The following is a 12,158-nucleotide window of genomic DNA, read 5'->3' as shown; positions in this document are numbered from 1 at the left end:
CGCCGGACGATATGTGTTTTCTATGCGTTCACTCGGTGGGGTTCGATGTTCGTTTACCGAATCCTAAGGTGGTGTTCCAGCGGATTTCGCTGATCGGGAATCCGTCGGGTCGGTATCGCGCAGTCGATAACCCGCAAGGAGATAGTTCATGGGTGTCGTCGACAACACGGTGCGCACACTAGGTCGAACCGTGGGTCGCGCAGCGGAGACGACCGCCAAAGTCGCCGGCGCGGTTGGCGGCGCTGCCGTCAACGGCGTCGTCGGTGCCGTGACCGGAGCGGCGGCCGGTGTGCGGCGCGGCACCGGCACCACCGGTTACGCGATGCCGCTGGCCGTTTTGACGTTAGGTGGCCTCGGCGCCAGCGGCCTCGTGGAATGGCCGCTGGTGTTGGCGGTCGGCGGCGGTGCATTGTTGTTGCGGCAGATGAACCGGCCGCGCACGACCCCGGCCACACCGGCGACTGCCGTCCGCACGCAATCCAAGCCGCCGCGATCATCGCAGGCTAAACGGACGTCAACGCAGCGACCGCGTAACAGCCAGCCACGCTAGCAACCGTCCATTCTTCTTGCGCTCAACCCCACTTTCGAATCCATGCCTATGCCAAAGCTTTTGCCTCTGCACGCGATCACAACGGGAATCCAGACAACTTCGGCGCTCGCCGGCGCACTGACGCACACGGCGACGACCGTGGCAGAAATCGCGGGGGCGGTGGGGTCTGCGGCGTTCGAGATCGCCACGGCGCCTGTTCGGGCCCCTATGTGGGAAGGCGCCAAGGTGCTGGCGGGTACAACGCCGACCCGCCGCTGTTGGCGCGGGGACGGCCGCGCGTGGATCGAGGTGCGTGGGCTCAGCTCTCCCGGTGGGGCGCAACGCGAACGCGTTGTGCTGGAGTCCCTTCGAGCACACCCCGGCGTCACATCGGCGCGCCTGAACCGGGCACTGTCGCGGGTCGTCGTCGAGATTGAGGATGACCGCACGACGCCGCGTGAGCTGTGTTGCGTCGTGGACGACGCCGAAGCCCGCTGCGCCACGCTCAACGCCGACACCGGCGACGGGTCTGCTCCGGCCGCCAGCCTGCCGGGTGATGCCCTGTCACAGGCGAGTAGGTCGGTGCTGGTAGGAGCCAACGTCGTCGGCTTGGGCATCGCGCTGGTGGGTCGCATGCTGCGGCTGCCGCGTGCACCGATCGGTGTCGAGGCGGCCGCGGCGATCGCGAACTACCAGCCGTGGCTTCGCGGTCTGCTCGAACACCGGATCGGCCAGGCCGCGACGGACGCCGTCATGTCACTGGCCACCACCGCCGCATACGTCGTGACGTTGTCGCCGCCGTCATTGGCAGTAGAGCTGACGATGCAGGTGATGAAGGCTGCGGAGGGCCGCGCTGAAGCGCGGGCATGGGTCCGCCACGAACCGGGACTGGCCCTGTGCGTGGATTGCCCAACCGTGCCCAGGCCATCGCGTCCGGCGCGACCACCAGCCGGGCCAGCGGAACGCCACGCGAGGCGTGTTGCGTTCGTTCAAGCGGTCGGTACCGGCCTGATCGGCGCGCTCACCCGAAACGCAGGCACGGCCTCGACCGCGGCGGTCGCGGCCGCTCCCAGAGCCATGTACACCGCACGCGAATCGTTCGCGGCGACACTGGGCCGTGGGTTGGCCGACCAGCACGCGGTGTTGCCGTTGCGGCCGGACAGTTTGCGTCGGCTCGACAAGGTCGACGCCCTGCTCGTCGATCCGCGTGTGTTGTGTGGCGAAAACTTGCGGGTGACGCGCGTCCGCGGCGTTCCCGATGGCGCGCTGACCGCAGCCTGGCAGCGAGCCCAACACCTCCTTCACCAACCCGGCTTGGATCCGGGCTGGCACGCGCTGCCCGGCATACCCGCGCGCGGCACCGACCGCAATGGTGCGGCGGAAGCGCTGATCTTGGCCTCGCATCATCCCCTGGCGTCGGCCGTGGTGGCCGAAGCGCGCAGGTCCGGGGCGAAGATGGTCTCGGTCGACGTTGACTACCTCGGGGAGTTGCGGCCCGCTTTCGACGAGATCAGACCCGTTCACGAGGGCGCTCTCGACGAAGCGCTTGCCGACGCCGTGGTTAGGTTGCAGCAGGCCGGCCACACCGTCGCGGTGCTGTCACGCGCTGGCGCCCAAGCTCTTTGCTTCGCCGACGTAGCGCTCGGAGTCGTCTCGAACGGCGGTATCGCGCCAGACGCGGATCTGATCTTGCCCGATCTGGCCAGCGCGTGGCAGGTGTTGCGAGCGCTGCCCGCGGCCAGGGAAGCGACTCGGCGAGGCATCGCGATCTCCGCCGGGGCGTCGGCTTTGGGCGCGCTGTTGATGGTGCCGGGTGTGCGTGGGCGCGGTCCCGGACCGGTCACCATCGGGGCTGCTGCCGCGCTGCTCTCGGGATACCTGCTCGCCCGCAGCGCGACCCGCGCGGTCCCGCCGCGACCGGCGCCGGCGTACGAGTGGCACGCAATGTCTGTTCGGGAAGTTCGCGGGGTGCTGCCGCCACCCGGCCCGGACACGGAGTCGCCGGCTTCGGCGGCCGGCCGTGCCGTGACCCTCGGCGCACGAATTCCCAAGGCATTTTGGCAATTTGCCGACGCCGTACGCGCAGAGTTGTCGGATCCGTTGACGCCGGTACTGGCGCTAGGTTCGGTGGCCACCGCAATGCTGGGTTCGCCGATCGACGCGGTGATGGTCGGTACGGTGCTGACCGGAAACTCGATGCTGGCGGCAGCCCAGCGGCTGCGGGCCGAGACTCGGCTCAACCACCTACTCGCTCAACAGATCCCGCCGGCGCGCAAGGTCGCAATCCGCCCGGACGGCACACGGTCGTACACGCAAGTCATCGCCGAGCGGCTGCGCCCCGGCGACCTGATCGAGGTGCGCAGCAACGAAGTGGTGCCGGCCGACGCTCGGGTGGTCGAGGACGAGGACCTCGAGGTCGACGAATCGTCGTTGACGGGTGAGTCGCTGCCGGTGCAGAAGCAGACCGACGCCACACCCGGTGCGGACCTGGCCGATCGTCGCTGCATGCTCTATGCGGGCACGCACGTCGTGGCCGGGCGGGGAATCGCGCTGGTGACCGCGGTCGGCGCGGACACGCAGCAACGCCGCGCAGCAGAACTGGCCTCCGGCGAGCTGCCGATCGTCGGGCTGCAGCACCAGCTCAGCCAGTTGACCAAACGGGCATTCCCCGTCACCGCGAGTGGGGGCGCGCTCATCAGCGCCCTTGGATTCCTGCGCCGCGGAAACCTTCGCCAAGCGCTGGGCAGCGGGATCGCCGTTGCGGTGGCCGCTGTTCCAGAGGGGATGCCGTTGGTGGCGACACTCGCGCAGCAGGCATCGGCACGGCGGCTGAGCAATTTCGGCGCTCTCGTGCGCGTGCCGCGATCCGTCGAAGCACTGGGCCGCGTCGACGTGGTGTGCTTCGACAAGACCGGAACGTTGAGCGAGAACCGCCTGCGGGTGGCACGGGTCAAGCCCGCCGCGGGTTGCTCCCGCGAGGACGTGTTGCGTTGTGCGGCGCTCGCCGTGCCGGCGCCCAACGGCGCCCCGCACGCGCATGCCACCGACCGCGCCATCGTCGCTGCCGCCGCAGGCGTTGGCGGCTCAAATTCGTCGGCCGAACCGGACACCCATCTGCCTTTTCGTTCCGGGCGCTCGTTTTCGGCCTCGGTGTCGGGTTCGGAGCTGACTGTCAAGGGTGCACCGGAAGTGGTGCTCGCGGCCTGCCGAGATGTTGGCGTGGATGCAGGCCGCACCGTGCACGAGCTGGCTGCCGAGGGGTTGCGGGTAATCACGGTGGCCCGGCGCCGGTTGACGGCACACCAGCTGCAGTCGGTACGACAAGACCCCGAGCGCATGGTCGAATTGTGCGGTAAGGGACTGTCGCTGACGGGATTCCTCGGACTTGCCGACACGCCGCGAGCGCAAGCACCGCAGCTGCTCGCCGAGCTGGCCGACCGGGGCGTGGCCATCCGGCTGATCACCGGCGACCATCCGGTCACCGCTGTAGCGATCGCCAACGAGCTGGGCCTACCGGCGACCGCCGAGCATGTGATCACCGGATCCGAATGGAATGCGTTGTCGCGCAAAGACCAAGAACGGGTCGTAGTCGAGCGGATGATCTTCGCGCGCATGTCACCGGAAAACAAGGTGCAGATCGTCCAGACTCTCGAACGGACCGGCCGGGTATGCGCCATGGTTGGCGACGGCTCCAACGACGCCGCAGCGATCCGAGCCGCCACCGTCGGTGTCGGCGTCGTCGCACATGGAAGCGACCCGGCCCACACCGCGGCCGACGTGGTGTTGACCGACGGCCGCATCGAATCGCTGCTGCACGCGGTCGAGGAAGGACGCCGGTTGTGGCGGCGGGTGCAAGCGGCAGTCTCGGTGCTGCTCGGCGGCAACGCCAGCCAGGTGATCTTCGCGATCATCGGCAGTGCGCTCACCGGCAACTCGCCGCTGAACGCCCGTCAGTTGCTGCTCATGAACGTCTTCACCGACGCTTTACCCGCCGCCGCTCTCGCCGTCAGCATACCCAGCGGGCCAGTGCGTCGCGCCGGCCGCGGCCCCGACGAACGGACATTGTGGCGTGCCGTCGGCATTCGCGGAGGGACCACCGCAACGGCTGCGGCGGCCGCGTGGGCGATGGCCGCGCTCACCGGCCGTCGGCAACGCGCTTCCACCGTCGCGCTGATCGCGTTGGTGGCCACGCAGCTTGGCCAGACGCTGGTGGAGTCGCACGCCCCGCTGGTGCTGCTCACCGCCACCGGCTCGCTCGCCGCATTCATCGCGATGGTCAGCCTTCCCGGGGTCAGCCAGCTGCTCGGCTGCACGCCCGTGGGTCCGCTCGGCTGGGCGCAAGGTTTGGGGCCGGCTGTCATCGCGACCGTCGCGATGGCTGCGGTGACTCGGCTGGCGGCTGGTCGGCGGGACTCGCAGCCACCGGCGATCGACTCGTGGCCTGACCACCAGTCACGTGATCACGGCCGGCGGACAGAGGATTTCGACTGCGCCGACCGTCAGGTTAGGCCAGCCTCGAGAACCTTCACGACGACCAGCACGCCGGCAAGCAGAAGGTAGCCGCGCAACGTGAACAGCCCGGCACGACGCACCGGCGACATCACCGGTCTGGGCAGAGTTGCCAAGCTCGGCGTCGTCCAGCTTGCGCGAATCTTGTCGCGCAACGCCTTACGTTCACGGCCGGTCAATTTCGACAGCTCGTCGAGCTCCTCCAACTCGTCGAGACTCAGCGCGCCCAACGGCACAGTGTCTTCCAACTCGCGGCGATCCGCATACCAACCGACCGCGAACACAATCGCCGCGCCGAATATGCCTATCACAGCACCAATGACCAAACCGCTTACCAGCGTGGGTGTGGACAGGTTGGGGAAGAACGTCACCGCCGTCAGCATCAGCGACAGCACTATCAATGACCAGACGATCATCCATGCGATAGCGTTCTGACGGAATGTGTTCACCCACGGGCCCATCACCGGGCGGTCATTGCATAGCAGCACCAGAAATACGGTGGCCGACGGCAGCAGGACCCCGGCGAGGGCTTGGACCCCCTGAGTGATGATGCCTAGGACGTGATCGGGGCTGAACGCGACCGCGGCGGACACCGCTAGCAACGCGGCATAGATTCCGTAAAACAGCGGCGCCTCGGTGACCTTCCAGTGCAACGAATGTGGCTTGCCCAGGGCATCGCCCAGCGCGTAAGTAGTTGATAACGCAACCACGTTGGCGCCGATCAGCGATGCATCTAGCAACACGATTGCAAACAGGACGCCAACGGTGTGCCCGACGTGGTCGGACAGATGAAACGCGACATCGCCGGCGTCGGTGAACTTACCTTCGGCTGGGGTGCCACCGAGTCCGAACGCGGCGGCTGTCATCAGCCCCACCGCACCGCCGATCACACCGACTATCCCGATGATCAGATCAGCTCTGCCGTAACGAATCCAGCGCGGTGTGATGCGCTTGTCGACGATGTTGGACTGCTGGAAAAACAACTGCCACGGCGCCACGGTGGTGCCGACAATTGCCATGATCAGCATCAGCACGATGGAGTCGGGCTCGCCGGGCAGGGAGGGAATCAGGCCGCGGGCACTGGTACCGAAGCTGGGATGCACCAACAACGCCATCGGGATGATCACAACGTTGGCCGCGATCAACACGAACATCAGCTGCTCCCAACGACGGAACGAACCACCAGCCACCACTCCGAAGAGCAGCACCGCGGCCGCCGGTATCGCGATCGTCTTGGGGCAACCTAGGTATCCGAGCGCCAACGACACTCCGATGAATTCGGTGACAATCGTTAACGCATTGAGAATGAGTAAGTCTCCGACACTGAAAGCGCCCCAGAACTTGCCGAAGCGCGCAAAAATCAATCGTGCGTGTCCAACTCGGGTAACCGCTCCCAGTCGCAGAACCATTTCCTGGTTCACGTAGAGCACAGGGATCATCAACACCAGCGTCCACAACAGGTTCATGCCGTAGTTCTGCCCGGCCTGGGCGTAGGTGGCGACGCCGCCGGCATCGTTGTCACCAACCATCACAATCAGTCCCGGGCCGATGATGACAAGCAGCGCCCGCAGTCGTTGCCAGCGGCTGCGGCCCATTCCCGTGGCGTCCCGGCGAATACGGCCAAAGGCGCCGACGATGTCACCAACGTGGGCTGCATCCACCACGGCGGGCCTGGCCGCGTCGGCGATTGCCCGCGGCGTTCCGTCAGATGCGGTCTGGACTATCGCGGCATCGGCGGCTGGCGGTCTGTCGACACGTCCGTGTACCTCAGTGGACAGGGAAGTCATCGGCTCCTCGCAATATGTTCGAGAACAGGGGCGTTGTGGAAGACAAGACAACTCAACGCATTTCGGTAAAACGATGGCCTGCTCGCAGTCGCAGCGGGCTATCCCGCACCGCAAAGCGGTCGGCATGGTCGAATTCAGCGTCAGCGAATGCCAGGCTCAGGCAATAGCGGAACTGCCGCGGCCGGATCTGGGTGAAACAGACGCCGAATACCGATACGGGCTATCGCTTGGATTCATTTGCGTCCTCACCTCCTTACGGCCGAGACACGCGCGGGTGTCACCCGATCGCAGCACCGCAGGGGAATCGAGCGCCCGGCGAACACACGCCGGACGTGGCACCCCTCTCGACAGGGCTTTGGCACTGCACGGCGTATCCGGCATTTTGTCCGGAAGCCACTTGGGCTCAACCCTTAAGCCGGGAGGAGCTGTCCTGACCCTGGGCGTCTTTCGACGTTCGGGGTCAGTGGCCTTTGTCCGTGCAGACGCCTCACCTAGCGAGGTGCTTGCGTGTTCATGGTGGTCTTCTCAACCAGTGCTCGTCAAGCGTTCGGCCGAAATTCGGTAGCGCGCCAGCCCGCCGAGGTGCGTGGAATGATGACGCGGCTCGGTCGCTGCAGCAGGGCTAAGCGCAGGGTCGATACGTCGGCGCCTGAGGCCGGGACCACGAGAAGCCGGACCTCGAAGTCTCGCCGCCTCCCAGCTCAGGGTGGCGGTCCGGTCAGATTGCAACATTCAACCGCGTCCGGGTTGACTGGCGCCGCATTAAGTGCCACGATTGCCGGTGCAAGCACCTCGCTAGGTGAGGCGTCTGCACGGACAAAGGCCACTGACCCCGAACGTCGAAAGACGCCCAGGGTCAGGACAGCTCCTCCCGGCTTAAGGGTTGAGCCCAAGTGGCTTCCGGACAAAATGCCGGATACGCCGTGCAGTGCCAAAGCTCTGACGAGAGGGGTGCCGCGCCCGGCACTTTCGCCGGGTCGGCCTCACCCCATTGTGCGACGTGACGGCACCCCCGTGTGCCCTGGCCGTGAGGAGGTGAGAGCGAAATGAGTCCTAGTGATAGTCCATATCCGAGTTCGGTGACCGTTTCGTTCGGATCCGACCCCGGCATTCTTCGTACCGCCTGAATCGGCTTGCGCCGCTTCACCTAACACGCACCGCTTCGCCCGCGAGCGTGCGTGATGTTGACGTGCTCTGACACGACTGCCCACCGTCTTTGGGTTCCGTTTTGCCTGCGTGAGGAGAATCCCCATGTCTTTTGTGACCACACAGCCGGAACTGCTGGCCACCGCCGCCGGCGACCTCCAAGGGATTGGCGCGACGATGGTTGCCCAGAACGCGGCCGCCGCGGTCCCCACCACCAGTGTGATTCCCGCCGCGGCAGACGAGGTATCAGCGCTGACTGCAACGCAATTCGCAGCGCATGCACAGATGTATCAGGCGGTCAGCGCTCAGGCCGCAGCAGTTCATGACTTCTTTGTGCGGGTTTTGGGGGCCAGCGCCGCTTCGTACGCGGAGACTGAGGCCGCCAACACCATCGCGACGGGGTGAAAGAGGTGTGTTGTGATGGCCTTGGCAATGGATTTCGGTCTGTTCCCGCCCGAAATCAACTCGGCAAGAATGTATTCCGGCCCCGGAGCCGGTCCGATGTTGGCCGCTGCCGCGGCCTGGAACGCGTTGGCAGCTGAACTGCGTTCAACCGCAGCTTCTTACGGCTCGGTGATCTCGGCGTTGACCAGCGGCGGGTGGCAGGGTCCTGCGTCGGTATCGATGGCCGCCGCGGCCGCACCTTATGTGGCGTGGATGGACACCACTGCCGGGCAGGCCGAGCAGACTGCGATGCAAGCCACCGCGGCAGCGGGCGCCTACGAGGCCGCGTTTGCCGCCACGGTGCCTCCGCCGGTGATCGCGGCCAACCGGGCTCAGCTGGCCGCGCTGGTGGCCACCAATTTTCTGGGGCAAAACACTCCGGCGATCGCGGCCACCGAGGCGCATTACGCCGAGATGTGGGCCCAGGACGCGGCCGCGATGTATGGCTATGCGGGCGCGTCGGCGGCCGCCACCCAGTTGACCCCGTTTAGCGTGCCTGCGCAGAACACCAACCCCGGCGCGCTGGCTGCTCAGTCGGCCGCGGTTAGCCAGGCCACCGGCTCCGTGGCGGGCACAAGCACGCAGTCGACCTTGGCGCAGCTGACTTCTGCCGTGCCGACGGCACTGCAGAACCTGGCGTCACCCGGTGCATCGACCTCGTCATCCTCGTCGGGGCTGGGCGGAATCCTGGGCCTGCTGACCGGGCAGGGATCCGGGAACTCCGCGCTGGACAACTTCTGGAACGAGTGGGGACCCAACGCCAACATCTGGAACACGATCTTTTCGTCCGGGTTCTACATGCCCAGCAACACGCTGGGCGCCTTCACAAGCCTGATGAGTGCCGGCGGTGGATCAGCTGCCGCTGCGGAAGACGCATTGGGCGGCGCCGCGTCCGAGGCGCTAGGCGGAGCGGCAGCGGCGGCTCCGCTCGGCTCGCTGGGAAGCGTTGGCGGACTTGGGAGTTTGGGCAGTGGGGTGTCAGCTGCGTTAGGGCAGGGGGCTTCGATCGGACCGTTGTCCGTGCCGCCAAGCTGGACTGCGGCGGCCCCGCCGATAAATGGTCTGGGCGCGGCGCTGGGCAATACCCCGCTTGCCACCCCACCGGCCGTCGCGGCAGGAATGCCGGGCATGCCGCTGGCCAACGCAGCCGGCAACGGCACCGGCTCCGCTGCACCGAAATACGGCTTCCGTCCCACGGTGGTGACACGTTCGCCCGCCGCGGGATAGAGGCAAGACAGTCATAACCCATCGCAAGACAGGAGATATTCAGATGCCAACTCGGTTTATGACCGATCCCGACCAGATGCGGGCGATGGCGGGCCGGTTCGACGTGCACGCCCAGACCGTGGAGGACGAGGCCCGCAAGATGTGGGCGTCGTCGGTCAACATTGCCGGTGCCGGCTGGAGTGGGTCTGCGCAGGCCACCTCCTACGACACGATGAGCCAGATGAATCAGGCGTTTCGCAACATCGTCAACATGCTGCACGGGGTGCGTGACGGGCTGATCCGCGACGCCAACAACTACGAGGCCCAGGAGCAGGCGTCCCAGCAAATCCTGAGCACCTAACAGCTACAAGGCTTCTCACGTTAGGAGAGAGATCATGACGATCAATCACCCGCTCACCGACGTGGCCTCCCACAGCGCCGCCCGCCCCAGGGAGCGGCGCGTGACGAACCCGCCCAACATGGAGCGGCAGGTGCACAAGGCCTGCGGAGACATCAACGCGGCGCTGAACGAAGCGCTGGAGGCGCTGGCCCGGCTTTCGCTCAACCAGGCCGACGCATTCGGCGTGGCACGCGTCCAAACGGCGCTGTACCGAGCACGGGAAGCCAATCACCTTCTCGGACAAATGGTCGGGACTCCGATCGAACGCCGGCTGCCCTGGGCGTACTACCGCGCACGGCTGGAAGACAAAGCGCTGCGGCATCTGTCCCTTCACGCAGAGCGAGGCCGGCCTGCGCCCGAAGGACAGCGGCCCCGGACTCACCGGGCCAAGCGGCACATCGCGTAGCCAAGCATGCTGCAATGCAACATTTCTCGAGTTAGGAGCAAACAATGACCATCAACTACCAATTCGGCGACGTTGACGCTCACGGTGCCACGATTCGGGCGCAGGCGGCGGCGTTGGAGGCCGAGCATCAGGCGATCATCCGTGATGTGCTGGCCGCCGGTGACTTCTGGGGTGGCGCCGGGTCGACGGCGTGCCAACAGTTCATCACCGAGCTGGGCCGCAACTTCCAGGTGATCTACGAGCAGGCCAACGCCCACGGCCAAAAGGTGCAAACCGCCAGCAGCAACATGGCCAGCACCGACAGCGCCGTCGGCTCCAGCTGGGCCTAACCGAATTACCCAGCGCAGCAACTGTTGTTGCTGCTTGGCGACCTGCGTTGAGAAGGGATAGCCATGAGCAAACCAGCCGCCGAGCCCGTTGACGTCCAGACCGCAACGTCAGTGGTTCACCTGTCTCAGTTGCTACGTGCCCCGGTGGTGATGCCGTCGGGCGAATCGGTGGGCAGGGTCGACGACATCATCGTGCGGTTGCGCGGTACGGATACTTACCCCCTGGTGACCGGCATCGTGGCCGCCCTCGGTGGTCGGCGGGTATTTGTTCACAGCGGCTCAATTCGGCGGCTGCATCCAGATCGGGTAGGCCTGGCACATAACGAGATTGACTTGCGACGGTTCGAGCGCCGGCAAGGTGAGGTGCTGTTGCGTTCGGATGTACTCGGGTATCGCCTGATCGACGTTGCAGCAGGTGAATTGGTGCGCGCCTACGACGTCGAACTTGAGCACAGCCCAGATGGGTGGGTATTGAGACGACTGGATACCCGGCGACCGCCGCGTCTGTTCGGACTGCTGAAGACACCGGGCGGGCAGGCGTCCCGTGACTGGAAGGCGTTCGAGCCGTTGATCGGACACGACCAGTCGATGGCGGTGCGACGCGTTTCCGGGCGGGTAGCAGCGCTCAGACCCGCGCAAATCGCCGACCTGCTCGAAGTGGCCGACGCCGCCGAGGGCGGAGAAATCCTGGACCGAGTACGCAGCAACCCAGAACTGCAGGCCGACGTTTTCGAGGAACTTGATCCCGACAAGGCCAGTCGGTTGCTCGATGACATGCCCGACGCCCACGTCGCGGCCTTGCTCAGCCGGATGCGCGCCGACGACGCGGCCGACGCGATCATCGACCTCCGCCAGTGCCGCCGTCGCCGGGTACTCGACTTGATGCCCGCGCCGCAGCGCACCAAGGTGATCACCCTTCTGGGGTTCAACCCCAACAGCGCAGGTGGACTGATGAACGTCGACATCGTTTCCTGCGGACTATGGGCCACCGCGGGCGAGGCGCTGGCCGTCATCGGTTGCGCCCAGTCCCTCCAGCCGGAAGCGCTTTTGCAGTTGCATGTCCTCGATGAACATGGGCGGCTGGCCGGCGTGGTATCGGTTGTGAAGTTGCTGCAGGCAGAGCCCGCAGAAGCAGTTGCGACACTGATGGATTCGGATCCTATCCGGGTAACCCCGGATGCCGACCTGGCCGATGTCGCGGTGCTGATGGCGGACTACGACCTGCATACCATTCCCGTCATCGACGACGAAAACCGGGTGTTGGGCGTCGTCACTGTCGATGACGTGCTCAAGGCGTCAATTCCCGACGACTGGCGACGGCGAGAACCCGGCCCACGCCGGATGCGCGAACCAAGCTGCGCGACAGAGGATCCCAGCGAGATCGACGAGGGCGGTGACTAGC

9 protein-coding genes and 2 riboswitches are annotated in these 12,158 nt (G+C 66.0%); of the genes, 8 read left to right on the top strand and 1 reads right to left on the bottom strand.

Annotated features, from left to right (window positions below; all coding sequences use genetic code 11):
* The first annotated feature begins 148 nt into the window (after positions 1-148).
* Complete coding sequence (locus tag MYXE_RS12545) at positions 149-550, top strand: hypothetical protein (RefSeq protein WP_003920665.1); 402 nt, start codon at positions 149-151, stop codon at positions 548-550.
* A gap of 60 nt (positions 551-610) precedes the next feature.
* A complete protein-coding gene (locus MYXE_RS12540; protein ID WP_085196292.1) occupies positions 611-5,089 on the top strand; it encodes a cation-translocating P-type ATPase in 4,479 nt (1,492 codons plus the stop codon).
* Here MYXE_RS12540 and MYXE_RS12535 read toward each other — a convergent pair.
* Positions 5,029-6,825 (bottom strand): NRAMP family divalent metal transporter, encoded by a 1,797-nt coding sequence (locus tag MYXE_RS12535; RefSeq protein WP_003920667.1) that lies wholly within the window; start codon positions 6,823-6,825, stop codon positions 5,029-5,031. The two genes, MYXE_RS12540 and MYXE_RS12535, sit on opposite strands and share 61 nt — an antisense overlap.
* 332 nt (positions 6,826-7,157) lie before the next feature.
* A riboswitch (M-box (ykoK) riboswitch) is annotated at positions 7,158-7,331 on the bottom strand.
* Between the two features lie 278 nt (positions 7,332-7,609).
* Positions 7,610-7,783: riboswitch (M-box (ykoK) riboswitch) on the top strand.
* Positions 7,784-8,076: 293 nt separating this feature from the next.
* On the opposite strand from MYXE_RS12535, the gene MYXE_RS12530 reads away from it, so the two are divergent.
* Genes MYXE_RS12530 through MYXE_RS12505 form a run of 6 tightly spaced genes read left to right on the top strand, consistent with a single transcriptional unit; the run spans position 8,077 to position 12,157 of the window.
* Entirely contained in the window at positions 8,077-8,376 is a 300-nt protein-coding gene (locus MYXE_RS12530) for a PE family protein (protein WP_003920668.1), read from the top strand.
* A gap of 15 nt (positions 8,377-8,391) precedes the next feature.
* Positions 8,392-9,642, top strand: coding sequence for a PPE family protein (locus tag MYXE_RS12525; RefSeq protein ID WP_085196269.1), 1,251 nt, complete (start codon positions 8,392-8,394; stop codon positions 9,640-9,642).
* A gap of 43 nt (positions 9,643-9,685) precedes the next feature.
* Complete coding sequence (locus MYXE_RS12520) at positions 9,686-9,982, top strand: WXG100 family type VII secretion target (protein ID WP_085196267.1); 297 nt, start codon at positions 9,686-9,688, stop codon at positions 9,980-9,982.
* A 34-nt stretch (positions 9,983-10,016) separates the two neighbouring features.
* Positions 10,017-10,427, top strand: a complete 411-nt coding sequence (locus MYXE_RS12515; RefSeq protein ID WP_003919039.1) for a hypothetical protein — start codon at positions 10,017-10,019, stop codon at positions 10,425-10,427.
* 44 nt (positions 10,428-10,471) lie between these two features.
* Complete coding sequence (locus MYXE_RS12510; protein WP_003918926.1) at positions 10,472-10,756, top strand: WXG100 family type VII secretion target; 285 nt, start codon at positions 10,472-10,474, stop codon at positions 10,754-10,756.
* A gap of 57 nt (positions 10,757-10,813) precedes the next feature.
* Positions 10,814-12,157 (top strand): magnesium transporter MgtE N-terminal domain-containing protein, encoded by a 1,344-nt coding sequence (locus MYXE_RS12505; RefSeq protein ID WP_415624488.1) that lies wholly within the window; start codon positions 10,814-10,816, stop codon positions 12,155-12,157.
* Position 12,158: the final 1 nt, after the last annotated feature.

The sequence above is a fragment of the Mycobacterium xenopi genome (assembly GCF_009936235.1).
Lineage (GTDB): Bacteria > Actinomycetota > Actinomycetes > Mycobacteriales > Mycobacteriaceae > Mycobacterium > Mycobacterium xenopi.
This window is presented reverse-complemented; position numbering and strand designations above follow the sequence as displayed.

Coding starts and splice junctions, on each gene's coding strand:
- MYXE_RS12545 (WP_003920665.1), top strand. CDS start 149: ATGGGTGTCGTCGACAACACGGTGCGCACACTAGGTCGAACCGTGGGT.
- MYXE_RS12535 (WP_003920667.1), bottom strand. CDS start 6,825: ATGACTTCCCTGTCCACTGAGGTACACGGACGTGTCGACAGACCGCCA.
- MYXE_RS12530 (WP_003920668.1), top strand. CDS start 8,077: ATGTCTTTTGTGACCACACAGCCGGAACTGCTGGCCACCGCCGCCGGC.
- MYXE_RS12525 (WP_085196269.1), top strand. CDS start 8,392: ATGGCCTTGGCAATGGATTTCGGTCTGTTCCCGCCCGAAATCAACTCG.
- MYXE_RS12520 (WP_085196267.1), top strand. CDS start 9,686: ATGCCAACTCGGTTTATGACCGATCCCGACCAGATGCGGGCGATGGCG.
- MYXE_RS12515 (WP_003919039.1), top strand. CDS start 10,017: ATGACGATCAATCACCCGCTCACCGACGTGGCCTCCCACAGCGCCGCC.
- MYXE_RS12510 (WP_003918926.1), top strand. CDS start 10,472: ATGACCATCAACTACCAATTCGGCGACGTTGACGCTCACGGTGCCACG.